This window comes from Rhizobium sp. 57MFTsu3.2 (genome assembly GCF_012932765.1).
GTDB classification, from domain to species: Bacteria; Pseudomonadota; Alphaproteobacteria; order Rhizobiales; family Rhizobiaceae; genus Rhizobium; species Rhizobium altiplani.
Genome location: NZ_JDWI01000015.1, coordinates 115478 through 141364, shown reverse-complemented (window position 1 = coordinate 141364; position 25887 = coordinate 115478). Strand labels below are relative to the sequence as shown.

Genomic DNA, 25887 nt, shown 5'->3' with positions numbered 1-25887 from the left:
TTATGCGGCGACGAAGAAGTCAATGGAACTGATGGCGCACAGCTACGCGCATCTCCACAAGATCCCGACAACCGCCTTCCGTTTCTTCACCGTCTACGGCCCCTGGGGCCGTCCCGACATGGCCCTCTTCAAGTTCGTCAAGAACATGCTGGAGGATCAACCGATCGAGATCTACGGCGAAGGCCGGATGAGCCGCGACTTCACCTATATCGATGACCTCGTGGAGGCGATCGTCCGCCTGTCGTCCGTCGCCCCGTCGGAGGCCAACCGCGTGGCCGACGAACGGGTGGAGACGCTCTCGCATCAGGCGCCATTCCGCGTCGTCAATATCGGCGGCGGCCAGCCGGAGAACCTGATGACCTTCGTCGAGACGGTCGAAAGGGTCCTCGGCCAGCCGGCAAAGCGCAAGATGCTGCCGATGCAGAAGGGCGATGTGCCACGCACCTTTGCGAGCCCCGATCTGCTGGCGGCTTTGACAGGCTACAAGCCGGAGACGACACTGGATGTCGGTGTGAAGGCTTTCGTCGACTGGTATCTGGAAGCACGCGGCGAACTCGAGCCTTAGGAGGCCCCACCGTTAGGCTAGCGTCGGAGGTGGGCCGCCTGCGTCGCCTTCTTCGAAGCGAAAATATCATCGATCTCTGATGCCGGCAGCGGATGGCCGAGCGCAAAACCTTGCAGCGTATGACAGCCGAGCTTGGCAAGCGCCACGGCATGGTTTTCCGTCTCGACGCCCTCGGCGATCACATCGACGCCGAGGGCCTTGCCGATCTCGACAATCGATTTGACGACACGGCGCTGCTCGGAGGAGGTATCCACCTCGCTTACCAGTTGCCGATCGATCTTCAGCCGAGCCGGGCGCAACCGCACGAGACCGATCAGCGACGCGTGGCCCGAGCCGAAATCATCGATCTCGATTTCGATACCCATCTGCTTGATGCGGTCAACCGTCTGCAGAAGCTCGTCGTCGCAGTCGTCCAGAAAGATCGTCTCGACCAATTCGAAAACCAGGGCGCCACGCGGTATCTCGAGTGTCTCCAGATCATCAATCAACTGCGGATCGTAGAGGCGCTGCCCCGAAATGTTGACCGAGACCCGTGGCAGGGTTGTGCCGTGCTGCTCCCATGTCACACGGTCGGCGAGCACGCGTCGCAGGATCGAAGCATCGATCTCCGAAGACAAGCCGAACTCATCGGCGATCTTCAGGAATATGCCAGGCGAGAGGGTGCCGCGCTCGCTGTGATGCCAGCGCGCCAGGGCCTCGATGCCAACGATGTCGCGGGTGTGGGCATCGAGCTGCAATTGGTAGAATGGAATGATATCGCCCTGTTCCAGTGCAAGCTTCAGCTCTTCGGCAAGACGCCGCTTGCCCATCAGATCGTCCTTGAGCTGCTGCGAGAAGAACTCGATACGATCGCGGCCCGATGTCTTTGCCTGATATACCGCGATATCGGACTCGGCGAGCAGATTGGAGCCGGAGCGATCTGCCGACCAGGAAATGCCGATCGACGCTCCACTTTGCAGCATTTCGTGGCCGAAACGGACCTTCTTCTTCAAGCGCCGCTGCACCTCACGCGCCATGCGGTTCAGTTCCGTCAGCCCTCCGAAATTGACGAGCAGGATAACGAATTCGTCGCCACCGATGCGTGCCACCATCGTAGCTTTCGGAATGGCGGCCTCGATCCGCAAAGCTGCGGCACGCAATACGGTGTCGCCCGCCGCATGGCCATGGCTGTCGTTGATCTGCTTGAACTCGTCAAGGTCGAGATGCAGGACGGCGAGCGTCGAGACTGAGGCATCCTCGGCCAGTTCCGCCAGGCGCTTGTCGAAAAGCCGGCGGTTGGGAAGGCCCGTCAAATAATCGTGTTCCGCAGCATATTCGATGTGGGCACTGCTCTCCTCCAAAGCGAGGGCCCGTGCCTCCGCGACGGCGCGCTGACGCGCCGCCTCGTTGGCAAGAAGCACGTCCGAAGTGACGTCCCACTCCGCGCCGATGAAAGAGGGTGACCCTTCCTCGCTGACATAGAAATGAGCCCGCGAGCGGATGTGCCGTATCTCGCCGTTCGGCCAGACGATCCGAAACTCCGAATTATACTGCCCGCGTCTGGCAATGGCGTCCTCGAACTCCAGTTCGGCACGCTCGCGGTCGTCGGGGTGAATCGCATCCGACCAGATTGTAGCGGCGACCGGCCCGCTGCCTCTTCCGGTCTGGTAGATCCGGTGCATCTGAACGTCCCAGGAGATTTCATGCCGATCGAGGTTGTGCTCCCAAACACCGATCTGTGACGCGTCGAGTGCAAGCTCAAGGCGCCGCAGGATGTCCTGAAACTCTCGTTCGGACCGTGTGGGACTGCTCGATGCCAACGCCGTTCAAGCCTCATGCAGCTTCGAGTAACAGTATGGTGTCAGGCCTCCAAGGAGGAAGCCCATTATGGGTGCAGAACCAACCTTTTGGCGAGAGATTAATTAGGATGCACTAAAAATCCATCAACAATTGCAAGCCGAATGCATCATCGATCTTCTCAGAGACTCGAGTGTCTAGGCAATTCAGCCTTTCGACGAACGGCGGTTCTTTTCTTCAAGCTGCAGCAGCAGGCCACTGTGATCGGTCTCACCGCCACCATGTTCGACAAACTCGGCGAACTCGGCACGGACCGCCTCCGTCAGAGGCAGCGTCAAAGCGAGACCTTCCGCCGTTGCGACGATATTGTTTAGGTCCTTGAGCTGCAATTTCGAAGGGCCGGCGGTCCCAAAATCGCGATTGACCATCCGCTGGCCGTGAACGTCGAGAATGCGGCTTTCGGCGAAGCCTCCCCGGATCGCCCGGCGGAACGCCTCGCGTGAACCGCCCCCCGCCTCGAAGAGCAGCATCGCTTCGGCAACGGCGCCGATCGTGATGGCGACGATCTGCTGGTTCCCGAGCTTCGCGAGCTGACCGCAACCGCTTGGTCCAACATGCGTCACGCGGCCAAGTGGTGCAAAGACGTCGGCCAGTTCTTCGACCAAAGCGCCATCGCCGCCTGCCATGATCGCAAGTGTACCGGCAGCCGCCCCCACCACACCGCCGGAGACCGGCGCATCGAGATGGCGGATGCCACGCCCGGCGAGCTTTGACGCATGCTGCCGGGCCGCGTCAGGGGTAATGGAACTGGAATCGATGACCACCGCGCCGACATCAAGCGCCTCCGAAGCACCTTGCGTGAACAGCACGTCCTCCACTGCCTTTCCGTCGGTCAGCATGGTGAACACGACCGATGCCCCTTTGACGGCGGCAGCGGGCGTATCCGCCAGGACCGCGCCATCCGGAACGAGGCCTTCCGCCTTCTCGCGATTGCGGTTCCAGACCGTGACGGCAAAGCCGGACTGCAACAGCCTGCGAGCCATCGGCGCGCCCATCAGCCCAGTTCCCAGAAACGCAATGCTGCGTGATTTGCCGATAGTCATAGCTGTCCTCCCAATTCATCCTCGATGTGCACTCGAATAATGTCCTCGAACGAAGCATCGGCGACAAAACCCAGCTCCTTCGCGCGCTCGGCCTCGAAAGCCTGTGGCCAACCCGATACGATCTTCATGACCAGCTCGTCGGGTTCGCGTCGGATCAGGCTGACGACCTTCTCCCCTGCGATCTTGCGCAACGCCTCGATCTGCTCTCCGACGGTGGCGCTGACACCGGGCATCGTCAGGCTGCGGCGCGCGCCGAGCGGCTGCAGGTCGATGCTGGCGGCATGGACCAGAAACCCGACGGCCGAACGCGGCGACGCGTGCCAATGGCGAACAGTTTCCGGCACCGGCAGGGTCGCCTCCTGCCCGGCCAACGGCTCACGAACGATGCCGGAGAAGAAGCCGGAAGCAGCCTTGTTCGGCTTGCCGGGACGGATGCAGATCGTCGGCAACCGGATTCCGATGCCGTCGATGAAGCCGCGGCGCGTGTAATCCGCCAACAGCAATTCACCCATCGCCTTTTGCGTGCCGTAGCTTGTCAGGGGCGTGAGATTGAAATCATCAGGAATGACCTGGGGGAAAGGCGCTCCAAAGACCGCAATGGACGAGGTGAAGACGACACAAGGCCGGTACCCGTCTTGCAGATGAGCGGCGCGGATCGCCTCAAGAAGCGCGCGCGTGCCTTCGAGATTGATGCCGTAGCCTTTTTCGAAATCCAGCTCAGCCTCGCCGGATACGATCGCGGCCAGATGAAACACTACATCCGGGCGCGAGGCGACAATCCGTGCGGCCTGCCCTGGAGCGGAAACGTCGACCGCGCTCGTCTCCACACGCCCCGTAAAGCCTTCAGGGTCAGCCGGCGTGATGACGTCGACAAGCGATAGGCGATTGATGGCCTGACCCGCCAGCCGCCCGTCCGCAACGAGCCGCGCGGTCAACTTGCGCCCGATCATTCCCGCTGCGCCGATAATCGCGATATGCATTGGCCGCCTCCATCAAACCTTGCAGCGTGCGACTCCCCTCGCCCGTGCATGCCCTTCGAGACATAACCGTCTGGCCGGCTCATGAAAACAGGAAAGGCGGAGCAATGCTCCGCCTTTCCACGTCTCGCCGCTGAGTGGGGGTTATTCGGCAGCGAGCCGAATGATTTCGGCTTCCTCCGCGTCGTGCTCGTGCTCCTTGTGCTGGATCAGCGGGCGGTTGCCCGAGAGTTTGCGGACCAGCACGTAGAAGACGGGCGTCATGAAGATGCCGAAGAAGGTGACGCCGATCATGCCTGAGAACACCGCGACACCCATGGCGGCGCGCATCTCGGCACCGGCACCGGTCGAGACGACGAGCGGCACGACACCCATGATGAAGGCCATCGAGGTCATCAGGATCGGGCGCAGACGCAGGCGGCTTGCCTCGATGGCAGCCTGGACCGGGGTGCGCCCTTCGAATTCCAGCTCGCGGGCGAATTCCACGATCAGGATCGCGTTCTTCGCCGAGAGGCCGACAAGGACGACCAGACCGATCTGCGTGAAGATGTTGTTGTCTCCACCGGTCAGCCAGACGCCCGTCAGCGCCGCCAGCACGCCCATCGGCACGATCATGATGATCGCGATCGGCAGCGCCAGGCTCTCATACTGGGCAGCGAGCACCAGGAACACCAGCAGCAGCGCCAGTGGGAAGACGATCACGCCGGAGTTGCCCGCCAGGATCTGCTGATAGGTCAGATCCGTCCATTCGAAGCTGATGCCCTTCGGCAAGGTCTCGTCGGCGATCTTTTCGATCGCTGCCTGAGCCTGGCCGGAGGAGAAGCCCGGAGCAGGACCGCCGTTGATATCGGCGGAGAGGAAACCGTTATAACGGTTGGTCCGCTCCGGCCCGGTTGTCGCGTTCACCTTCAGGAGCGCAGACAGCGGGATCATCTGGCCCGATGCCGAACGAACCTTCAGCTTGCCAATATCCTCGGGCTGCGCCCGGAACTTGGCATCGGCTTGGACGCGCACGCTGTAGGTACGGCCGAAGGCGTTGAAGTCGTTGACATAGAGCGAACCGAGATAGATCTGCAGCGTCTCGAACACGTCGGTTACCGGGACGCCAAGCTGTTCCGCCTTCTCACGGTCGAGATCGGCATAGAGCTGCGGAACATTGATCTGATAGGCAGAGAAGATGCCCGTCAGCTCAGGCGTCTGGTAGGCCTTGGCGATTATCGCCTTGTTGGCTTCGTCGAGCACCTGATAGCCGAGACCGGCGCGGTCTTCGAGCTGCATCTTGAAGCCGCCCGTCGTGCCGAGACCATTGACCGGCGGCGGCGGGAACATCGCGATGAAGGCATCCTGGATCGCCCCGAACTTCTGGTTCAGGGACATGGCGATCGCGCCGCCCGAAAGCGCCGGCGACTTGCGTTCCTCGAAGTCCTTCAGCGTCACGAAGACGATGCCGGCGTTCGAGGAATTGGTGAAGCCGTTGATCGACAGGCCCGGGAAGGCGATCGCATGGGCAACGCCAGGCTCGGCCATGGCGATGTCGCTCATCCGCTTGATGACGTCTTCGGTGCGGTCGAGGCTCGCGGCATCCGGCAGCTGGGCAAAGCCGATCAGATACTGCTTGTCCTGCGCCGGCACGAAGCCGCCCGGCACCGCATTGAAGAGACCATAGGTGGCGCCGGCCAGCACCAGATACACCAGCATGACGATGCTCTTGCGCGACACGAGGCCGCCGACACCCTTGCCGTAGCCCTTGGAGGCAGCACCGAACGCCCTGTTGAAGCCACGGAAGAACCAGCCAAAGGCCGCGTCCATGGCACGCGTCAGCCAGTCACGCTTGGCATGGTGATCCTGCAGCAAGAGCGAGGCCAGAGCCGGAGACAACGTCAGCGAGTTGAAGGCCGAAATGACAGTCGAGATCGCGATCGTCAGCGCGAACTGGCGATAGAACTGTCCGGACAGACCGGTGATGAAGGCGAGCGGCACGAACACCGCGACGAGCACCAGCGCGATCGCGATGATCGGGCCCGAGACTTCCTTCATCGCCTTGTAGGTGGCAGCCCGCGGGCTGAGACCATTTTCGATGTTTCTCTCGACGTTTTCGACAACGACGATCGCGTCGTCCACCACGATGCCGATCGCCAGCACGAGACCGAACAGGCTGAGCGCGTTGATCGAGAAGCCGAAGACATACATCACCGCAAACGTGCCGATGATCGAGACCGGAACGGCAATCAGCGGGATGATCGACGCGCGCCATGTCTGCAGGAACAGAATAACGACGATGACGACGAGCGCGATGGCTTCGAGCAGCGTGTCGACGACCTTCTCGATCGACGAACGCACGAACTTCGTCGTGTCATAGACGATCTCGTAGCTGACGCCGTCAGGCATCGCGGTCTTCAGCTCTTCCATCGTCTTCTGGACTTCGTCCGAGATGGTGATGGCATTGGACCCCGGGGACTGGAAGACCGGGATGGCGACCGCCGGCTTGCCGTCGAGGATCGAGCGCAGCGAGTAGTCGGCGGCACCAAGCTCGATGCGGGCGACGTCGCGCAGGCGGGTGATCTCGCCGTTCGTGCCGGTCTTGACGATGATGTTGCCGAACTGCTCAGGCGTCTGGAGACGGCCCTGCGCATTGACGTTCAGCTGCAGGTCGACACCCGACAGGCTCGGCGAGGCGCCGATTGTGCCGGCTGCGGCCTGGACGTTCTGGCCACGGATCGCGTTGGTGACATCGCTGGCGGCAAGGCCGTGCTCGGCGGCCTTCTGCGGGTCGATCCAGACGCGCATCGAGTAGTCGCCGGAACCAAACACCTGTACCTGGCCGACGCCATCGATGCGCGCCAGCCGGTCCTTGATGTTGAGGACGCCGTAGTTGCGCAGATAGGTGATGTCGTAGCGGTTGTCGGGCGAGATCAGGTTGACGACCATCATCAGATCGGGAGAGCTCTTGACCGTCGTGATGCCGATGGTCTTCACCTCCTCCGGCAGACGCGGTTCGGCCTGCGACACGCGGTTCTGGACGAGCTGCTGTGCCTTGTCGGGGTCGGTGCCGAGTTTGAAGGTGACCGTCAGCGTCATGACGCCGTCCGAGGTCGCCTGGCTCGACATGTAGAGCATGCCCTCGACGCCGTTGATCTGCTCTTCGAGCGGGGTTGCGACCGTCTGGGCGATGACCTCGGGGTTGGCGCCCGGATAGGTGGCGCGCACGACGATCGATGGCGGCACGACTTCGGGATATTCGGAAATCGGCAGCGCACGCAGGCCAAGCAGACCGGCGACGACGATGAGGACCGACAGGACTCCGGCAAACACCGGACGGTCGACAAAAAATCTGGAGAAATTCATTTCAAAGCCCTCTCCGGGATGAAATCGGGATGCAACGACCCTCTCCGGCGGTTGGGAAGCCGCCGGTGGATCAGGTCGTTTCGGAATTAACGCGGAGCGCCGAGACGCTCCGCATGCTTCGGCTTACTGAGCCGTCGCCACTTTTTCTTCCGCCTGCGGCGCAACCACTGCGCCGGGACGAATACGCTGCAGGCCGTTGACGACGATCTTGTCGCCGACAACAAGACCGCTTTCGACGATGCGCTGGCCATCCGCTATCGGACCAAGCTGCACCGGCCGGTAGCTGACCTTGTTTTCGGCATCGACGACGAACACGAACTTCTTGTCCTGGTCGGTGCCGATTGCACGGTCGCTGACCAGGATTTTGTTTTCGGCCTTCGGCTCGCCCATGCGGACACGAACGAACTGGCCTGGGATCAGCTTGCCGCCGGGATTGTCGAAGACGGCGCGAACGCCGATCGTACCGCTGGCCGCGTCAACCTGGTTGTCGATCAGCTGCAGCTTACCCTTGATCGGCGTGCCCTGATCGGCGAGCGTACCAACCTCAACCGGGATCTGCTCGACAGCGGGAACGGCGCCATCGCCAGCCGGCAACTCGGAAAGCGCCTTGGTGACCATCTCCTCGCTGGCGTTGAAGCTGGCATAGATCGGATCGACCGACACCAGCGTCGTCAGGGCGGGAGATGAACTGCCTTCGGCAACAAGATTACCGACGGTAATCTCGATCTTGCCGACGCGGCCGGCGACCGGCGCGCGGACCTCGGTGTAGCCGAGCTCAAGCTGGGCCGAGCGAAGAGCAGCCTGTGCGGTGCGAAGACCGGCCTGAGCCTCGGTGAAGGCATTCTGCCGTTGGTCGAAATCGCTCTGCGAAATCGTCTTGTTGTCGGAAAGCCTGCGGCCACGCTCCAGCTCGATCTGAGCAAGATTGACCTTGGCCTCGGCCGAGGCAGTCTGTCCTTCAGCCTGCGAAACCGCCGCCTGGTAGGGCTCCGGATCGATGGTGAAGAGCAGATCGCCGGCCTTTACCAGCGCGCCTTCGCGGAAGTGCACGGACTGGACAGCGCCGGCCACACGTGAACGGACCTGCACGCGGTCGACGGCTTCAAGCCGTCCCGAGAACTCCTGCCATGTCGTGACGTCACGGCCGGCGACGACGGCCACCGTCACCGGCACAGCGGGAGCCTGCGCAGGTGCGGAAGCCGCCGTGGCAGTCGTGCTCATCGGCAGTTCGAAAAACATGGCTGCGGCCGAAACGGACGCAACAAGTCCCAAGCCGGCGCCCACAAGGGCCCAGCGCTTCTTACTGGACGTCATTGGTACTCTCCTTACGGCCCTCTCTCAGTGGCCGAATTCAATCAGTTCGTCTTCAATGCAATAGGTTGGCTGCTAATATCCCGAACGAAGCTTTCGAATTGGTCCGTGATCGTCTGTTGCCAATTCGGTGCCTGTTCGCATTTCCCGCCATAAAGCATCGGCCAGCCTGCCCCGGCGGGAAGGACATTCCGGCGAACTGGCACACCAGCCTGTTTGAGGCGATCGGCGTAACCGAGCGTCTCGTCGCGAAGCGGATCATCCTCCGCCGTCAGAACGAGTGCCGGCGCGACCCCCGAAATGCGGGAACACAGACACGGCGCGGCATAGGGATGACAGCCGCCGCCGCTGAGATATTGGCTCCAGCCCTCGGCCCAGCGCTGACGCATGCCTATGCCATCCGCCTTGCGGATCGACGACGTGCCCATGAAAGGATCAAGCAGCGGCGAAATCAGAACCTGGCCATTGAGCGCATCCGCAAAATGGTCGCGCGCCTTGAAGGCGACGCCGGCAGCAATATTGCCGCCCGCCTCTTCGCCAGCCACGATCAGCAGCGAATTGCGGTCGCCAATACCGGACGCGCGCTTGTTGGCGAGATAGGAAAAGATCGAGTAACCCACTTCGAGCGGCTTAGGAAAGACGTTGCCAAGCGGCGCATTATAGTCAGGTACAGCGACAATCGCGCCAGCCTTCGCCAGGCTTTCGGCAACCACGCTGTCCTTGACGCCCGACTGCAGAAATGCGCCGCCGTGGAAAAACAGTACGATGGGTGAACCCTTGTCGAACTCGGCACCCTGATAGACGCGCGCGGAAACGGGCCCGGTGGCCACCTTCTCCAACACTATGTCTTTCACATGCACCGCCATGGCTCCGGCTCGCGTTTGACCCACATAACGTATTGCGAGCCGAGATGGCTTGCAATTTGTGAAGAAAAGATATTGTTATTCCATTGTCGGAATAAGAAGCCATAGAGCGATTACACTGTTCCGAATTTCGAACAATACCGCAGTGCAATCTGCTTAGGTGATTTTCCGATGGACCAGCTCTCGGCAATGCGCGCCTTCATCCGCGTCGTAGAGACGGGCAATTTCACACGGGCCGCCGACACGCTCGCCATGCCCAAGGCGACGGTGACCAATCTCATTCAGGGGCTTGAAGCACATCTGCATACCAAACTTCTCAATCGCACCACACGACGCGTCATGGTGACGACCGACGGCGCGCTCTACTACGAGCGGGCGGCGCAGATCGTCTCCGAGCTCGAGGAACTCGACGGCAGCCTTTCGAACTCGCAAGGCCTGCCGACCGGCCGCTTGCGCGTCGAAATGGCCGGCGCTTTCGCCGACTGGATTGTCGTCCCGGCGCTTTGCGATTTTTACCAGAAGTATCCAGACATCAGGGTAGACCTGGGTGTGGGCGACCGCACCGTCGACTACCTCGCGGAGAACGTCGACTGCGCGCTTCGCGCCGGCACGCCGGCCGACCAGTCGCTGATCGCAAGACGTGTCTCGGAGGTCGAAATGCTCACCTGCGCGGCACCGCTCTACATCGAGAAATTCGGCATTCCGACTCGCCCCGAGGAGCTGGAAAACGACCATTATTCAGTGAGTTACTTCCGCGCTCAGACGAACCGGACACTTCCCTTCGAATTCCGCAAGGACAATGAGGAACTGGAGATCAATCCGCGCTACCTGCTGTCGGTCAATGACAGCCGAACCTTCGTCAATGCGGCGCTGAACGGGCTCGGTATTGCCCAACTGCCGCGCTTCATGATCCGCGATGCGCTGGCCAAGGGCGACCTGGTGGAGATCTTGCCGGAATGGAGCCGCGAACCGCTGCCGCTCTATATCGTCTATCCGCCGAACCGCCACCTCAGCAACAAGGTCCGTGTCTTCGTCGACTGGCTGGTGAAATTGCTCTCGGATGCCAAGCTGAATGATGCCTGACGCAATTGCGGCCCGGAAGGAGTCCCTTCGACGGGCCGCAACAGTCGATCATCGAATTCCTTTCAGACCCTGCCGCGTCACCAGGGAAATGGCTCGGCCGGTATCTGAGGTGGCGCCCGAGTTGGAGGTCTTCCCAGTCGCCTTTACGCAAATAATATAAGCCTGCTTTTTGCCGTTTGTTAAGTACTGATTTATGCACAGCAGGTTCGCAAAACCGGAACAATGGCCGGTATCACGGTTTAGTGAACGGCCGGTTTGAGAAGATCCTCCATGCCGATCCGCCGGAACATTTCGGCGCGGACCCGATCAGCGACGCCAACGACGATCTCGGCACCGTCCTCTGACGGATCGATATGCGTACGGAACCGACGCGTGCCGAACGGCATGAGGATAGCCTCGGCGTTGCCATCGCAACCGTGCCCGCATCGGCATCGGCGGCGGCGGGCCAAACCCGCCGCGGGAGCCGGAGATCAGATGATGCCACCGTTGGCACGCAACACCTGGCCGTTGATCCAGGCGCCGTCGGGACCTGCAAGGAACGAGACGGAGGCGGCGATATCTTCGGGCGTGCCCAGGCGCTCCAGCGGGTTCATCTTGGCCATGCGGGCGATCAGTTCCTCCGATTTCCCATCAAGGAAAAGGTCGGTTGCTGTCGGCCCGGGAGCCACGGCGTTGACGGTGATGTTACGGCCGCGCATTTCCTTCGACATGATCGCCGTCAGGGCTTCGACGGCGGCCTTGGTCGCGGCGTAGACGCCGTAAGTTTCCAGCTTCAGGCCGACGATACTCGTTGACAGATTGATGATGCGACCGCCGTTGCGGAGGCGCTTTGCGGCTTCGCGCAATGTATTGAACGTGCCCTTCAGGTTCACGCTGACATGGCGATCGAAATGGGCATCGTCAGCATCGGCAATCGACGAAAGCTGCATGATACCGGCATTGTTGACGAGCACATCGATGCCGCCGAAGGCTGCTTCTGCCGCATCGAACATCCGGCTGACAGCCTCGGCATTGCTGACGTCGGCCTGCGCCGTCAGAGCCTTGCCGCCGTCGCGCTCGATCGTCTGCACAAGCTCCTCGGCGAGTGCGACGTTTCCTGAGTAGTTGGCGACGACGGTGAAACCGTCTCTGGCCAGACGCTCCGCGATTGCGGCGCCGATGCCTCTCGATGCACCAGTAACCAGCGCAACCTTGTTCTCATTGCCCATTGCCTCTCTCCTTCTTTCGTTTTGCTCAGCACGTTTCTGATGGGGAGAAGATGCCGCTTTTCAGTTTGCGGATAATCAATCACTATCTGGCATCACTATCCGAATAATGCGAACAAATAAGATGGACAGATTCGATGCCATGTGGGTCTTCTCCCGCATCGTGGAGCGCCGGAGCTTCACACTTGCCGCAGAGGACATCGGCCTGCCGCGCTCCACGGTGACGGATGCCGTCAAACAACTCGAAGCACGCCTCGGCGTGCGGCTGCTGCAGCGGACCACGCGCCATGTCAGCCCGACACTGGACGGCGAAGCCTATTACCAACGCTGCCTTTCGATCCTCGCCGACATCGAAGACGCGGAAGGCGCCTTTGCCGACGCCATGCCGAAAGGCATGCTGCGTGTGGACGTGCATGGCACGCTTGCCCGGCATTTTGTGCTGCCGAGCCTTCCGCATTTCCTCGAAACTTATCCTGATATCGAGTTCTACATGAGCGAAGGCGACCGGCTGGTCGACCTCGTTCGCGAGGGCATCGATTGCGTGTTACGCGTCGGCACGCCCCAGGACAGCGACATGGTAGCAAGACGCGTCGCAATGTTGGAGGAAGTTACCCTTGCAGCTCCCGCCTATGTCGAGAAACACGGCCTCCCCGAACATCCGGACAGGCTCGATGGCCACCGCATGGTCGGTTTCCGCTCGACGGCGACGGGCGGCGTGCTACCACTGGAATTCATCGTCGGCGGCAGCATCCGTAATGTCACCCTGCCCGCGACGGTGACGGTGAACGCCGCCGAGAGCTTCATGTCGGCTGCCAGGCTCGGCCTCGGCTTGATACAGGTGCCACGTTATCACGCCGAAGCGGATCTCGCGGCCGGCACGCTCATTCACGTCCTGCCGGATTTCCCGCTGACCGAAACACCGGTCTCCCTGCTCTATCCGCCCAACCGGCAGCTCTCGCCCCGCGTTCGCGTTTTCATCGACTGGCTGGTGAAGGTCTTTGCTCGACAATCCTAGCGAAAAGCGTTTCACTTACAGTGACTGTCAGAGCTGGAGAATTTTCATGACCATCACAGACGTCACCGTGCATCCGAAGGACGGCTGTTTTGTCGTCATCTTCACGGATCAGTCCGGCAACAACATATCGGTCACGCTCTATGCCGCCGCCTCTCCCGGGCTAACGAGCGATAATGCGATTACCCGCGCGAGGGCGTTGCTCGCAACAACACTGCAGAGTTCGCAAGCCGATGGCACACGCGGCAAGGATGCCGCGCTTCTCGAAGAAGAACTGGAAGAAGGCCTCGAGGATACTTTTCCGGCAAGCGATCCCGTCTCGGTGACCGGATCCTCCATTTCTGCTCATGACCCAAAGGTCGGTCATTAGTGCCTCATGGACCGGAAGCCTGAAACAGATGACACATGGCGTCGGTGCGATCGGCGCCACTCCCCTCGCCGGCCCTGATCTCACGCGCTTTTTCGAGCGCGATGCGATTGCCGTCGCCCAGGATCTGCTGGGCTCCCATCTGCGCGTCGGCGATGTCGGCGGCCGCATAACCGAGACTGAAGCCTACTTCCCTGACGACGAAGCCTCGCACGCCTTCCGCGGTCCCACGCCGCGCAACCGCGCCATGTTCGGTCGACCTGGCAATGTCTACATTTATCGCATCTACGGGATACACTGGTGCCTGAATTTCGTGTGCACCCCCGGCGCGGCCGTGCTGATCCGCGCAATCGAGCCGGAAGCCGGCATCGCGACGATGATCGAACGCCGCAGCAACCATGCGCTGACGCAGCTCTGCAGCGGCCCCGGCAAGCTCTGCCAAGCGCTCGGCGTCGATCTCTCCCTGAACGACAGGTTGCTCGACCGGTCGCCCTTCTCGATCGCTCCTTCGGCTCCCGTCGAAATTGTCGCCGGCCAGCGGATCGGCATAACGAAAAATGCCGAAGCGCCATGGCGCTTCGGCATCTCAGGATCTCGCTATCTCAGCAAACCGTTCCGCTGAGGCTCATTCCATGACGGCGCTGTGATCCATGGCAGGTGCCACTTTCGGCTTGCGCAGCAGCAGCGCGAGCGGAATGACCGCCAGCGACATGAGCATCAGCAGCTTGAAGTCGTCTATATAGGCGATGATCGTCGACTGCAGGGTGATCACTTCGTTGAGAGCCGCACGACCGGCCGCAGTCAGCGGATTCAGCCCCTGTGCCGCCGTCGCCTCGAAGGCCCGGTTGAACGGCGTCACATAGGCAGCGATGCTCTCGTGGTTCACCTGGGCGTTCTCGACGAGAAGCGCCGAAACGATCGAAATGCCGACGCTCGAGCCGATGTTGCGCGACAGGTTGTAGAGGCCGGTGCCGTCGCCGCGCATGTGAGCGGGCAGCGTCGAAAAGGCGATCGTCGTCAGCGGCACGAACAGGAAGCCGAGCCCGGCGCCCTGAATGAAGCCGACGGACACGATCGTCCACTGCGAGACATCGGGCGTCCAACCGGTCATGTCATACATCGCCCAGGCCGTCAGCCCGAGTCCGGTCACCAAGAGCAGCCGCGAGTCAACTTTCCCGATCAGCTTGCCGACGATAAACATGCAAAGCATCGTGCCGAGCCCACGCGGCCCCATGACGATGCCCGCGGTGATGACGGGATATCCCATCAGCGTCTGCAGATAGGGCGTCATCAGCGCCAGCGAGGCGAGGTAGGTGATGCCGATCACGAAGATGAAGAGCATGCTCACCGAGAAGTTCCGATCGAGGAACAGCTTCGGGTTCACGAACGACTTTTCGGCCGTCAGCGTATGCACGATCAACAGATAGAAGGCAGCGGCACAGACGATCGCCTCGATCATGATCTCGCCGGACGCGAACCAGTTCAGCTGTTCGCCGCGATCGAGAAAGAGCTGCAGCGATGCGATGCCGAGACTCATCATCCCGAACCCGAACCAGTCGAGCTTCGCCAGCGCATCGAGCTTCGTCTCCGTGACGTAGATCACGATGCCGGCAAACGCCAGCGCGCCGATCGGCACGTTGATGTAGAACACCCAACGCCAGCTGATATTATCGGTCAGCCAGCCGCCGATGACGGGTCCCAGGACCGGCCCGACCATGACCGAGACGCCAAATAAGGCCATGGCCGAGCCTCGCTCCTCAGCAGTGTAAATGTCGAGGAGGATGCCCTGAGAGAGGGGAACCAGAGACGCGCCGAACAGGCCCTGTAACAGGCGGAAGGCAACAATCTGGTTCAGCGATTGCGCAAGGCCGCAAAGAACGGAAGCCGCGACGAAGCCGGCGATTGCCGCCAAAAGCACCCGTTTGCGACCGAACTTGGCGGCCAGAAAGCCTGATGGCGGCGTCATGATCGCGGCCGCCACGATGTAGGAGGTCAGGACCCAGTTGATCTGGTCGGCGCTCGCCGAGACGCTGCCCTGGATATAGGGCAGCGCGACGTTGGCGATCGTCGTGTCCAGCGCCTGCATGATCACTGCCAGGATGACGCAAGCCGTGATCGCGCCCCTGTTGGCAACCAGGGTGGCCGGTGATGATGCAGCGTTACTCATGGTCCTTGCCGCCAGAGCGGCCCAAAAGCTTGGAAACGAAATCCGGAAGGCCACGGGCGCGGCCCGTATCGACATCGACGACCGTGCTCATGCCGACACGAAGCGGCGGCTTGCCTGCCGCGTGATCGATGCTGACGCGCATCGGAATGCGCTGCACGACCTTGACCCAGTTGCCCGTCGTGTTCTGCGCCGGCAGCAGCGAGAAGCTGGAGCCGGAGGCCGGGCTGATGCTCTCGACCTTGCCCTTCCACTCCACGCCCGGATAGGTGTCGACATAGATCGTCACCGGCTGGCCCGGCTTCACATAGGTCAGTTCCGTTTCCTTCGGGCTCGCGGAAATCCAGAGGTTATTGTCCGAAACCAGCGAGAAGGCCTGCGTGGACGCCTGCAGGTAGGAGCCCGGCTGCAGCGAGTTGACGTTCGTCACGATACCATGGAACGGCGCCTTGACGACGCTGTGGTCGAGTTCGCGCTGTGCGTCGTCCACCTTCGCCTTGGCTTCGAGATAGAGCGGGTTCTGCTCAACCGGCTGATCGGCATTGCCGCCGAGCTGGGCCAATGTTGCTGCCGCTTCGGCCTTTGCGACGGCGACCTTCTGATGGCCCGCATCGAGATTGTGCTTGGCCTGATCATAAGCAGTGCGCGTCGCGGCCGAGCTGTTCAGCAAGTTCTGCTGACGGTCGAATTCGGTCTGATAGTACGGAATATCAGCTTCGGCCTGCGTGATCTCGGCAAGCGACTGCTGATAGCTAGCCTTCAGATTGAGGATCTGGTTTCGGACGGCGCCGAGCTGCGCCTCCGCACCGTCGAGAGCAATCTTGAAGGAATCCTGCCGCAGGCTGAAGAGCACCTGGCCCTTCTTCACGGCTTCGTTCTCATGCACGTTAATCTGGTCGACGATACCGGAAACGTCTGTCGTCAGCCCCACCATGTCAGCCTGGATATAGGCATTGTCGGTCGACATGATCTGTCCGCCATTGACGTAGTAGTAGCCGCCAACGACGAGCGCGACGGGCAGCAGCGTGAACAGAACGGGGCGCGTGAGACTGCGCCGGCGGCGGACCTGAGTGCCGCCAGGCGCAGCCACAGCAGTAGCGGGCGCTGAATTGGATGAAGGCGCCTCGGCTACCGGTTCCTCACGAGGAGAAACATCCTTTTCTTCAACTGGGTTCTTGGCATTTGCGTCTGTAACGACGCGCAGGGAGGACTTCTCAGCCATGTTTTGTCTCATTCTCGGCTACCGGGGATCGGCAGGCCTGCACCAGGTTCGTCTTCATTTCGGTTAGAATGTCGAACAGCTGATCGCGCTGCTCGGAAGGGATGCCGGCGAATGCCTCGCCGCGTGTCAGGTCACCAAGCTCGCGCATCTCGGCCAGAAGCGGATGGGCTTCCTCGCGCACATAGAGAAGCCAGATACGGCGATCGGTCGGATGCTGCCGGCGCTCGATGAGACCGCGATCGGCGAGTTTGTCGAGAATGCGGACAAGCGTGATCGGCTCGATTTCCAGGATCTCGGCAAGTCCGCTCTGGTGGATCCCCTCATTGCTGCGCAGATAAGCCAGGGTCTGCCACTGCGACCGCGTCAGCCCAAGGCAGCGCGCACGCTGCTCAAACCGCTTGCGAAGCAGCCGTGCGACGTCGTGCAATAGGAAGCCGAGGGTAGGATTGCTGTTCATGGAAGCCAGTGCCGATAATTAATAAGCACACTTATAATACGCTCAGATATATTAAGCGTGTGCATAGCACAATAGGCGCTTCTCCAGATTCCGCATCTGCGGCCAAAATGCCGCATGAGAATACGCGCAGAGATTTCTGAGGGCTTTCGCAAATTGCAACCGTGTGGCATTTGCAATTTCGAGCGGCAGCCGTTTAAAGTAGAAATCCAGAGGGTTACCGGCGGCCGACCCATTTTTCTCGATGGTAGGGCCGGAACGCGGCCGAACGCGGTGATCGTGAATTTACAATGGCATAGGTGAATGAGGGCAGAGCCTTTGTTCAGAGACATCAAGACATGAATCGCATCACATCAGCATAAGCGACGGCAGCGTTTGCGGCCGTCCGGATAAGGAAACCGCCATGCCTTCCTCCCTTCGACGACTGCTGACTATTGGCACCCTGACTTTCCTGCCGTTCGCTTCGGCGGTGGCGCAGCAGCCAGGCTCTCCCCCTCCCGTCTCTGTCGCCAAACCTGTCGTGCGCGATGTCGTCGACAACGATGAGTTCATTGGACGCTTCGAGCCGGTCGATCAGGTATCGGTGCGCTCGCGCATTGGCGGCTACCTTCAGGAGGTTCACTTCACCGACGGCGCGCTCGTCAAGCAGGGTGACCTGCTCTTCGTCATCGACCAGAGGCCATTCGTCACTGCCCTGAACGAGGCGAATGCGGCACTGGAGGTGGCCAAGTCGACGCTCGTCTATGCCGAAGCGCAATTCAAGCGGGCCGAGAGCCTTGCGACGAGTGGTAGCCAGTCGATATCGATCCTTGACGACCGCCGGCGCGAATGGGTTTCGGCACAGGCAAACGTCCGTGGAGCGCAAGCAACGGCCGATCGCGCGGCACTCGACCTCGAATATACTAAGATCACAGCGCCGATCAGCGGCCGCATCGACCGCCGGCTGATCTCCGTCGGCAACCTTGTTCAGGCTGACCAATCGATTCTGACGACCATTGTCTCGGTGGATCCCATCGACTTCTATTTCGACGTCGATGAACGCCGCCTTCTCAACTTCGCGCAGACTGCCCGCGACCGCGGGGTCGATCTGCAGCAAGGCGGTGGCGGCGTGGAGGTCGAGGTCAGGATCACGGATTCGACCGAGAAGCCATTCAAGGGCAAGCTGGACTTCGCTGAAAACAGGATCGACAGCGAGACCGGCACGAAGCGCATACGCGCGCGCTTCGACAATCCGAACTACGTGCTCCAGCCGGGGCTGTTCGGTCGCGTTTCTGTCGAGGCATCAAATGTTTACAAGGCGATCCTTGTCCCCGACGAAGCAATCGGGTCCGACCAGAACCAGCGAGTCGTCTATGTCGTTGGAGAGGATGGGATGGTCACTGCAAAGCCCGTCCGCCCGGGCCCGCGCCTCTACGGCTATCGCGTCATCCGCGAGGGCATGGACGGCAACGAGACGATCGTCATCAATGGCCTGCTGCGAGCCCGCCCCGGCTCCAAGGTCACGCCGCAGGTCGTCGAGCTACCGCAAAGCCGCGAGGAGATTGCGCCAGAAGCCGCCGGCCTGGAGCTCAGCCGATGAGATTTGCACACTTCTTCGTCGACCGCCCGATCTTCGCGTCGGTGCTCTCTATTGTGCTGCTGATTGTCGGCGGCATTGCCTATTTCCAGTTGCCCGTGGCGCAATACCCGGAGATTGCACCGCCGACCATCGTCATCCGCACCTCCTATCCCGGCGCTGACGCCGAGACGATCGCCAACACCGTGGCGACGCCGATCGAGCAAGAGGTCAACGGCGTCGAGGACATGCTCTACATGTCTTCCTATTCGACGGCCGATGGCTCCATGGCGCTGACCGTGACTTTCAAGCTCGGTACGGACCTCGACAAGGCACAAGTGCTTGTCCAGAACCGCGTTGCCATCGCCGAGCCACGCCTTCCCGAAGAAGTGCGGCGCATTGGCATCACGACGGCAAAAAGCTCGCCCGACCTGATGATGGTGGTGCATCTGCTGTCGCCGAATTCCCGATACGACCAACTTTATGTCTCCAACTACGCACGCACCCGAATCCGCGACACCCTGGTTCGTCTTGACGGCGTTGGCGACGTCATCCTGTTCGGTGAACGCGAGTATTCGCTGCGCATCTGGCTCGACCCGCAGAAACTGTCGGCTTATGGCATGACCGCCAGCGATGTCGTCGACGCGCTGCGCGAACAAAACGTGCAGGTCTCCGGCGGCTCGATCGGCGGGCCGCCGGCCGCCGGCACCAACGCCTTCCAATATACGGTGACGACGCAAGGACGTTTTTCGGATGCCCGACAGTTCCGATACGTCATCGTCAAAGCGACCTCCGAGGGGCGTCTCGTCCAGTTGCAGGATATCGCCCGCATCGAACTCGGCGCCAAGGACTATGTCACCAATAGCTATCTGAACGGCAAGCCGGCGGTCGCGCTCGGCATTTTCGCGCGTCCCGGCACCAACGCGCTTGCAGCCGCGGCCGAAATCAAGAAGACGATGGACACAGTCGCCCAGGATTTCCCGCAGGGCCTTAGCTACGACATCGTCTACAACCCGACCGAATTCATCGCGGAGTCGATCAACGAGGTCTACAAGACGATCGCTGAAGCCGCCCTCCTCGTCGCCATCGTGGTTCTCATCTTCCTACAGTCGTGGCGAACGGCAATCATCCCCATCGTTGCCATCCCGGTCTCGCTGATCGGCACCTTCGCGTTTCTGCTTGCCTTCGGGTTTTCGCTCAACATGTTGACGCTGTTTGGCCTCGTACTGGCGATCGGCATCGTCGTCGACGACGCCATCGTCGTGGTCGAAAATGTCGAGCGCAACCTGGCAAAGGGAATGACGCCGCGAGAGGCGGCGCATGTGACGATGAACGAAGTCGGAACGGCAGTCGTCGCCATCTCTCTCGTGCTGATCGCCGTGTTTGTCCCAACGGCCTTTATCCCCGGCATATCAGGCCAGTTTTATCGTCAGTTCGCCGTGACGATCGCGGTCGCAACCGCGATCTCGGCATTGAATTCCCTGACCCTCTCGCCAGCGCTCGCAGCACTGGTGCTCAAGCCACACGAGGAGCACGAGAAGCGGCGCAATCCGATCGCGCGTTTCGGAAGCGCGCTTGCGAATGGATTCAACAATGGGTTCGACAGGCTCAGTGCCGGCTATTCATGGATCGTCCGTCATACGGTGCAGACAGTCGCAGCACTCTGCGTCGCACTGCTGATCTTTGTCGGCCTGCTCGGCGCCACATACTATATGAGCAGGATCGTTCCCGGCGGCTTCGTCCCGGTCATGGACCAGGGGTACGCCATCGTCGTCGTGCAACTCCCTGACGGTGCAGCGCTTTCACGCACCGACGCGGTCGTCGAGCGCGCTTCGGAGATCATCCGCAACACGCCTGGCGTCAAGAATGCTGTTGCCTTCTCGGGCTTCAGCGGCGCAACGTTTACCAACGCTTCTAACGCCGGCGTGGTCTTTGCCGCCTTCGACACCTTCGAAAATCGTTTGGAGCATGGCGAGACGGCCACGAAGATCATCGGCCAGCTCTATGGGAGCCTGCAGGCGATCCAGGAAGCCTTCATCATCGCCATTCCGCCGCCGCCGATCTCCGGCATCGGCAATGCCGGCGGCTTCAAGATCCAGCTGATGGATCGCGAGAGCTCCGATATGCGCCGCGTCCTCGGCGTTGCCTATCAGCTGATGGGCATGGCGAACCAGACCGAGGGTCTGACGGGTGTCTTCACGACGTTTTCCGCCAACAGTCCACAATATTTCCTCGAAATCGACCGCGACAAGGCGCGCACGCTGAACGTACCGATCACCAACATATTCGACACGCTGTCGATCAATCTCGGCACATCCTATGTCAACGATTTCAATGCCTTCGGGCGTGTCTACCAAGTGCGCGCGCAAGCCGACCAGCAGTATCGCGTCGAGCGTGACGACATCCTCGCCCTCAAGGTAAGATCTGCGACGGGTGCACTCGTCCCGCTTGGCACGCTGGTCGACATCCGTGATACCAGCGGCCCATCCCTCGTCCAGCATTACAATATGTATGTGTCCGTCCCCGTGCAGGGTAATGCCGCCCCTGGCGTTTCGACGGGCACCGCACTCGACAAGATGGAAGGCCTCGCCAAGCAGATCCTGCCGGCAGGAACGACCTTCGAGTGGACGGAAATCGCCTTCCAGGAGAGGAACACCGGCAATACCGCAATCTACATCTTCGCCCTGTCGGTGGTCTTCGTGTTCCTGGCCCTGTCGGCGCAATATGAAAGCTGGGTTCTGCCGCTAGCCATCATCCTCATCGTCCCCCTTGCGATCCTGGGAGCCTTGCTTGGGGTCCATCTGCGCGGAATGGACAACAACATCCTGACGCAGATCGGCTTGATCGTTCTGATCGGGCTGGCGGCCAAGAACGCCATCCTGATCGTGGAATTCGCGAGACAGGCACAGGACGAAGGCAAGTCGGCAACCGAGGCCGCCATCGAGGCCAGTCACCTGCGGCTGCGGCCGATTCTGATGACGGCCTTCGCGTTCATCTTCGGTGTCGTGCCGCTAATGATCGCCACCGGCCCCGGCGCCGAAATGCGCCAATCGCTCGGAACGGCCGTTTTCTCAGGGATGCTCGGCGTAACGATTTTCGGCCTGTTCCTGACACCCGTCTTTTACGTCGTGTTGCGCGGGCGCCGGCGAAAGCCTGTTGCGCAGGCCGAGCCCGCCCCGCCCGCCGAGGAGGCTGCCACTGAGACTTCTTCATGAAGGGCGCCGCTCGACCGCGCTCGGTTTGAACAGGTCTGACGAAAGGATCTTCCGGAGCGGCTTCTCGACAAACTCGTAGGCTGCCGTTCCGAGGATCGTGCCGCCAATGACGGCAATTACGATCGTCGGCGTTGCCGACAGCCCGGCCGCGCCGGCAGCCTTGACGATCACGGAGATTGCCAGCGTGTGCCAGAGGTATATCGAATAGGATGCATCGCCGAGATAGGTGAGAAGCGGTACGCGGCCAATGCTGCCGTCCGCCTCGAGCGACACCATGCCGTAGACCAAAGCGATGGCCAGCGGCCCACAGATCGTTTCATTGAAATCGGCTTCGATCAGAAAGATCATGGCGAAGCCGACGAGTGATGCGCCAACGAATGCAAGGCCGAGACTGGTGCCTGCAATCCAGCGCCGGATCCACAATTCGGCGAGCAGCACTCCCCCGAGGAATTCGAGGATGATCGACCGGGTATAGGTGTTCAGCACGGGCGATGCAGGCTTGAACACCAGGCCGATCAGGAAGAAGCTCCCGAAAATGGCCGTCAGATAGACCAGTCTCCAGCGACGCGGCAGGAAGAGCGCGCCGGCAAACAGTATGTAGAAGAACATCTCGAAATTCAGCGTCCAGCCTTGGACGAGGACCGGCCAGATCTCGCCAGTGCTCGGCGAGTGGGCAGGAATGAAGAAAAGCGAGGACAAGATATGGGCGCCGGTCAGCTTCAGGTTTGGAAACAGACCGACGAGGGCGCCGGCGATCATCACGCTCGTGACCAGCCAGTAGGAAGGCGCAATGCGGCGAATGCGATCAAGCAGGAACCCCTGTGGCGTCATTGGGCGGCGGTCGCTGATGACCCACATGATGAAACCGCTGATGACGAAGAAAACATCGACGCCGGCGGCACCAATGGCGAAATGCTCACCGGTTCTTTCGGCCGCGTGGAAGACCACGACGGCAAGTGCCGCGAAGGCGCGCAGATATTGGATGCCGTAAAGTGTCTTCATCCGTTTCCTCGGAGAACCGGACCAAGCCCGGTCGAAAATGCAATGACATTATTGAGGGAGAGGCTCAGGCGACGCGTGCTGTTGCCATGAGCTCACCGCTGGTTGGCGGCGCGCTGTCGCCAGCTTTCCGGCGGCGAAATAGAAAAGAAACGTCCCGACGTTGTACGGTGTCAGAATATCGATCTCGACGAAGGAGCGGATCGTCAGCAGCACGGCGATCGAGAACAGCAGATAGGATTCGTCGTTCCTGAAATCCTCGATGACGCGGCGCAAGTGCCCCCACAAAATCCGCAACAGCATTCCTGCAAGAACGACCACGCCCGCGAGGCCCAGCTCGACGGCCGTTTCGATGTAGGTGTTGTGGAAGTGGAAGCCGCTCCGCGATCCGATGAAGAACTCTTCCCACAGGCGCTCCGGCTCCGAGAAGCCCTGAACCCAATAGGCCTGGTAGCCGATGCCGAAGACCGGATTCTGCTTTGCCGCCTCGATCCCCTGCTGCCAGAGATAGGTACGCCCGGTCAGCGTGGAATCCTTGCCGAAGATGCCGAGAACGGCATCGACCGCGCCGAGATAGACGCCAGCAACGGCGAGAATGATGACGGCGACGCCACCGCCGACGACCAGCAGCTTGCGGTGGTCGGGGGTCAGTGCGAGCACGACACGCAGCCCCATCATGAGGGCAATCACGACGGCAGTCGTCAAAACGGACGTCGCAGACTGGCAGGCGATGAGGCAGTAGGCCGATAGCAGCCCGACTATTCCCGACGCCGCCATCCAGAGGCGTCTCTCACCGAAGATAAAGACGGCCGCGAAGGAAACGATCAACCCAAGCGACGCATAGAAGCCAAGCTGGTTCTTCGAGGCGAAGGCCCCAACGAAACTGAAGGTGCCGTCCAGCGGGTCGTACTCGTAGTAGCCGAACAGCAGCGAATAGACGAGAACGATCCCCACACCGGCGATCATGCCCACCGTCAGGCTTCTGACGTCCACCACGCGGACTGCAATCAGGGCACAGATGACCTGAGTCAGGTACTGGATGCTGGCACGCAGCGAAATGCTCGGAACCGCCGACCAGAAGACCGACAGGAAGGCAAGTGCTGCGAAGGCATAGATCCAGAGATAGCGACCATGGCTGCCGAGCACCTTCTTGTAGTCCACGGCAATCAGCGGCAACCAGAGCGCATAGTAAAGCAGGATCGCCACCTGCCCGAACTTAATCGAGTAGGCGAAGCAAAAAAGTGACAGCGCCACGGCAGGGATGGCGAAATTCGCATTCCTGCCTGGCTGAATGAGCACAGATTTTGCGATCCGCATTGCGGCCTCGTTATCTCATTGCCAATCCGGCGGTGACCTTGATCAGGTCGCCGGGCTGCAGTGCCGTATTTTCCTGAACCGGAATCTCCTTCGCCTTGCCGTCGACATCGCGGACGATCGAGTAGGCGATGCTCGCAGCCCCGGTGCTGGTGTCAAAACGGGCGGCATCGGTGGATTGCGTCAATGCCTCCGCCATCAGCGAATTGCTGGTTTCGAGCTTAAGATGGAGTTCGTCTAGTTGAGCTTCGGCATTCTGAAGTTCCTGGGCAAGCTGCGCATCCCAGTCGTTCCGAAGCGTGATCTCGTCCTGATCGGCCTTGCTGATATCCTGCTTGGCCTTCAGCGAATTTGTGTCGATATCGAGAAGCGTCGCCTCGGTATCGGCAGCGCGCTGCTCGGCGGCCATCTTGCGGGCGCTGAGTGCCAGACCCTTCTCCGCAAGATCCTCGACCTTGTCGCGGTCCGCGGTCGCAAGCTGCAATTGCCGAGTCTGCGTTTCGCTCTTTTTGGCGAGGGTCTCGACCTCGCTTTGCAGCAGTTGCTTGAGGTCAGCAAGAGCCTGAAGCTGCAGCGTCAGCCGCTTCTTGCGCGTGTTCATGAGAGCCGTTTCGCTGTCAAGCAGGGGCTTCGCCTCCGGCTTGTCTTGCAGCTCCTTCGGCATTTCGATCGTATCCTGGTTCGCGATCTCCGCGCGCAACCGCGCCTGCTTCACCAGCAGGCGTGCACGGTCGGCCATGTAGACGACCGCGTCACCCTTGGCGTTGATGAAGTCGCGGGCGAAGCGTTGCCCGGCGTCCGCGCGGCGCAGGCCACCCGCGAGGCTCACGGCCTTGACGATCGTGAGATTGGGCGCGAACGGATATTCACCGGGCTTTTCAACGTCACCGGAGAGATAGACCGGCCGGAATTCCGACAGTTCCACCGAGGCAGAAGGTCGGTCTTTCAGAGCAAATTGCTTCTGCAGCGCCGAACCGATCTCCTGGGCGATCGCATCCGTCGTCTTGCCTGATGCGGGCATGTCACCGACGAAAGGCAGGGAAATGCTTCCTGAAGGCCCGACCGTATAGTCCCCACTGATAACCGACCAGTCGCGGATGCTGCCATCCGCGGTCTGCCACTCGGCCACCCGAATCCTCAGCTTGTCCATCATTCCGAGACGGTAGTCGTCTGCACTGGCAAGCGATGAGGACACCAATAAAGCAGCAAGTCCGGCTGCGACAACAATACCGGATCTTAGCGAACGAAATCGTCCGGCCTTGCCGTCAAGAAAGCGTCTTTCCATGAACCTTCCCCGTGTCTCAGCACGACAAGCCGCAAGGCGTTGCCGCGCAGTACTGTTTTGGGTTTTGAGATG

General features: G+C 60.9%; 21 protein-coding genes. 7 read left to right on the top strand and 14 right to left on the bottom strand.

Annotated features, from left to right (window positions below; translation table 11 throughout):
- Positions 1–565 (top strand): NAD-dependent epimerase/dehydratase family protein (locus tag AF71_RS17400; RefSeq protein ID WP_169682286.1); only part of this gene is annotated, 565 nt, incomplete at its 5' end.
- Between the two features lie 17 nt (positions 566–582).
- On the opposite strand, the gene AF71_RS17395 is transcribed toward AF71_RS17400, so the two are convergent.
- From AF71_RS17395 to AF71_RS17370, 6 genes are all read right to left on the bottom strand, one after another.
- The gene (locus AF71_RS17395) at positions 583–2364 is read right to left on the bottom strand and encodes a GGDEF domain-containing phosphodiesterase (RefSeq protein WP_169682284.1); all 1782 of its coding nucleotides are present in this window, start codon (positions 2362–2364) and stop codon (positions 583–585) included.
- Between the two features lie 183 nt (positions 2365–2547).
- Positions 2548–3444, bottom strand: coding sequence for an NAD(P)-dependent oxidoreductase (locus AF71_RS17390; protein ID WP_169682282.1), 897 nt, complete (start codon positions 3442–3444; stop codon positions 2548–2550).
- A complete protein-coding gene (denD, locus tag AF71_RS17385; RefSeq protein WP_169682280.1) occupies positions 3441–4424 on the bottom strand; it encodes a D-erythronate dehydrogenase in 984 nt (327 codons plus the stop codon). Before denD ends, AF71_RS17390 begins: the two co-directional genes overlap by 4 nt.
- 141 nt (positions 4425–4565) lie before the next feature.
- Positions 4566–7766: an efflux RND transporter permease subunit gene (locus tag AF71_RS17380; protein ID WP_018857354.1), complete on the bottom strand. Its 3201-nt coding sequence runs from the start codon at positions 7764–7766 to the stop codon at positions 4566–4568.
- A 123-nt stretch (positions 7767–7889) separates the two neighbouring features.
- Complete coding sequence (locus AF71_RS17375; RefSeq protein ID WP_018857353.1) at positions 7890–9080, bottom strand: efflux RND transporter periplasmic adaptor subunit; 1191 nt, start codon at positions 9078–9080, stop codon at positions 7890–7892.
- 41 nt (positions 9081–9121) lie between these two features.
- Positions 9122–9943 carry an alpha/beta hydrolase gene (locus AF71_RS17370; protein ID WP_169682278.1) on the bottom strand — a complete coding sequence of 274 codons (822 nt, stop codon included), beginning with the start codon at positions 9941–9943 and terminating at the stop codon, positions 9122–9124.
- 168 nt (positions 9944–10111) lie between these two features.
- On the opposite strand from AF71_RS17370, the gene AF71_RS17365 reads away from it, so the two are divergent.
- A complete protein-coding gene (locus tag AF71_RS17365) occupies positions 10112–11023 on the top strand; it encodes a LysR family transcriptional regulator (RefSeq protein ID WP_018117257.1) in 912 nt (303 codons plus the stop codon).
- Between the two features lie 239 nt (positions 11024–11262).
- Here the strand turns inward: AF71_RS17365 and AF71_RS17360 are convergent, their stop codons facing one another.
- Positions 11263–11409: a short-chain dehydrogenase/reductase gene (locus tag AF71_RS17360; protein WP_169682276.1), complete on the bottom strand. Its 147-nt coding sequence runs from the start codon at positions 11407–11409 to the stop codon at positions 11263–11265.
- 84 nt (positions 11410–11493) lie between these two features.
- Complete coding sequence (locus tag AF71_RS17355) at positions 11494–12231, bottom strand: SDR family oxidoreductase (RefSeq protein WP_169682274.1); 738 nt, start codon at positions 12229–12231, stop codon at positions 11494–11496.
- Between the two features lie 121 nt (positions 12232–12352).
- Here AF71_RS17355 and AF71_RS17350 point away from each other — a divergent pair, with 121 nt between their 5' ends.
- The 3 genes from AF71_RS17350 to AF71_RS17340 are packed head-to-tail and all read left to right on the top strand — an operon-like array spanning position 12353 to position 14229.
- Positions 12353–13243: a LysR family transcriptional regulator gene (locus AF71_RS17350; RefSeq protein ID WP_169682272.1), complete on the top strand. Its 891-nt coding sequence runs from the start codon at positions 12353–12355 to the stop codon at positions 13241–13243.
- Between the two features lie 46 nt (positions 13244–13289).
- On the top strand, positions 13290–13610 hold the full coding sequence (locus AF71_RS17345; protein ID WP_025660014.1) for a hypothetical protein: 321 nt from the start codon (positions 13290–13292) through the stop codon (positions 13608–13610).
- A 28-nt stretch (positions 13611–13638) separates the two neighbouring features.
- On the top strand, positions 13639–14229 hold the full coding sequence (locus AF71_RS17340; protein ID WP_018857346.1) for a DNA-3-methyladenine glycosylase: 591 nt from the start codon (positions 13639–13641) through the stop codon (positions 14227–14229).
- 3 nt (positions 14230–14232) lie between these two features.
- On the opposite strand, the gene AF71_RS17335 is transcribed toward AF71_RS17340, so the two are convergent.
- From AF71_RS17335 to AF71_RS17325, 3 genes are read right to left on the bottom strand one after another with little or no spacing between them, the layout of a single operon-like run.
- Positions 14233–15774, bottom strand: coding sequence for a DHA2 family efflux MFS transporter permease subunit (locus AF71_RS17335; protein WP_018857345.1), 1542 nt, complete (start codon positions 15772–15774; stop codon positions 14233–14235).
- Positions 15767–16993 (bottom strand): HlyD family secretion protein, encoded by a 1227-nt coding sequence (locus AF71_RS17330; protein WP_018857344.1) that lies wholly within the window; start codon positions 16991–16993, stop codon positions 15767–15769. The genes AF71_RS17335 and AF71_RS17330 overlap by 8 nt, the downstream gene beginning before the upstream one ends.
- Positions 16986–17450: a MarR family transcriptional regulator gene (locus tag AF71_RS17325; RefSeq protein ID WP_018857343.1), complete on the bottom strand. Its 465-nt coding sequence runs from the start codon at positions 17448–17450 to the stop codon at positions 16986–16988. The genes AF71_RS17330 and AF71_RS17325 overlap by 8 nt, the downstream gene beginning before the upstream one ends.
- Before the next feature lie 400 nt (positions 17451–17850).
- Between AF71_RS17325 and AF71_RS17320 the strand changes: the two genes are divergently transcribed.
- Positions 17851–19026, top strand: coding sequence for an efflux RND transporter periplasmic adaptor subunit (locus AF71_RS17320; RefSeq protein WP_018857342.1), 1176 nt, complete (start codon positions 17851–17853; stop codon positions 19024–19026).
- On the top strand, positions 19023–22217 hold the full coding sequence (locus AF71_RS17315) for a multidrug efflux RND transporter permease subunit (RefSeq protein ID WP_018857341.1): 3195 nt from the start codon (positions 19023–19025) through the stop codon (positions 22215–22217). The genes AF71_RS17320 and AF71_RS17315 overlap by 4 nt, the downstream gene beginning before the upstream one ends.
- On the opposite strand, the gene AF71_RS17310 is transcribed toward AF71_RS17315, so the two are convergent.
- The 3 genes from AF71_RS17310 to AF71_RS17300 are packed head-to-tail and all read right to left on the bottom strand — an operon-like array spanning position 22212 to position 25815.
- Positions 22212–23219 (bottom strand): acyltransferase, encoded by a 1008-nt coding sequence (locus tag AF71_RS17310; RefSeq protein WP_169682270.1) that lies wholly within the window; start codon positions 23217–23219, stop codon positions 22212–22214. The two genes, AF71_RS17315 and AF71_RS17310, sit on opposite strands and share 6 nt — an antisense overlap.
- Before the next feature lie 48 nt (positions 23220–23267).
- A complete protein-coding gene (locus AF71_RS17305) occupies positions 23268–24533 on the bottom strand; it encodes an O-antigen ligase (RefSeq protein WP_018857339.1) in 1266 nt (421 codons plus the stop codon).
- A 10-nt stretch (positions 24534–24543) separates the two neighbouring features.
- Positions 24544–25815 carry a polysaccharide biosynthesis/export family protein gene (locus AF71_RS17300; RefSeq protein WP_169682267.1) on the bottom strand — a complete coding sequence of 424 codons (1272 nt, stop codon included), beginning with the start codon at positions 25813–25815 and terminating at the stop codon, positions 24544–24546.
- Positions 25816–25887 lie beyond the last annotated feature (72 nt).

Coding starts and splice junctions, on each gene's coding strand:
- AF71_RS17390 (WP_169682282.1), bottom strand. CDS start 3,444: ATGACTATCGGCAAATCACGCAGCATTGCGTTTCTGGGAACTGGGCTG.
- denD (WP_169682280.1), bottom strand. CDS start 4,424: ATGCATATCGCGATTATCGGCGCAGCGGGAATGATCGGGCGCAAGTTG.
- AF71_RS17380 (WP_018857354.1), bottom strand. CDS start 7,766: ATGAATTTCTCCAGATTTTTTGTCGACCGTCCGGTGTTTGCCGGAGTC.
- AF71_RS17375 (WP_018857353.1), bottom strand. CDS start 9,080: ATGACGTCCAGTAAGAAGCGCTGGGCCCTTGTGGGCGCCGGCTTGGGA.
- AF71_RS17370 (WP_169682278.1), bottom strand. CDS start 9,943: ATGGCGGTGCATGTGAAAGACATAGTGTTGGAGAAGGTGGCCACCGGG.
- AF71_RS17365 (WP_018117257.1), top strand. CDS start 10,112: ATGGACCAGCTCTCGGCAATGCGCGCCTTCATCCGCGTCGTAGAGACG.
- AF71_RS17360 (WP_169682276.1), bottom strand. CDS start 11,409: ATGCCGTTCGGCACGCGTCGGTTCCGTACGCATATCGATCCGTCAGAG.
- AF71_RS17355 (WP_169682274.1), bottom strand. CDS start 12,231: ATGGGCAATGAGAACAAGGTTGCGCTGGTTACTGGTGCATCGAGAGGC.
- AF71_RS17350 (WP_169682272.1), top strand. CDS start 12,353: ATGGACAGATTCGATGCCATGTGGGTCTTCTCCCGCATCGTGGAGCGC.
- AF71_RS17345 (WP_025660014.1), top strand. CDS start 13,290: ATGACCATCACAGACGTCACCGTGCATCCGAAGGACGGCTGTTTTGTC.
- AF71_RS17340 (WP_018857346.1), top strand. CDS start 13,639: ATGACACATGGCGTCGGTGCGATCGGCGCCACTCCCCTCGCCGGCCCT.
- AF71_RS17335 (WP_018857345.1), bottom strand. CDS start 15,774: ATGAGTAACGCTGCATCATCACCGGCCACCCTGGTTGCCAACAGGGGC.
- AF71_RS17330 (WP_018857344.1), bottom strand. CDS start 16,993: ATGGCTGAGAAGTCCTCCCTGCGCGTCGTTACAGACGCAAATGCCAAG.
- AF71_RS17325 (WP_018857343.1), bottom strand. CDS start 17,450: ATGAACAGCAATCCTACCCTCGGCTTCCTATTGCACGACGTCGCACGG.
- AF71_RS17320 (WP_018857342.1), top strand. CDS start 17,851: ATGCCTTCCTCCCTTCGACGACTGCTGACTATTGGCACCCTGACTTTC.
- AF71_RS17315 (WP_018857341.1), top strand. CDS start 19,023: ATGAGATTTGCACACTTCTTCGTCGACCGCCCGATCTTCGCGTCGGTG.
- AF71_RS17310 (WP_169682270.1), bottom strand. CDS start 23,219: ATGAAGACACTTTACGGCATCCAATATCTGCGCGCCTTCGCGGCACTT.
- AF71_RS17305 (WP_018857339.1), bottom strand. CDS start 24,533: ATGCGGATCGCAAAATCTGTGCTCATTCAGCCAGGCAGGAATGCGAAT.
- AF71_RS17300 (WP_169682267.1), bottom strand. CDS start 25,815: ATGGAAAGACGCTTTCTTGACGGCAAGGCCGGACGATTTCGTTCGCTA.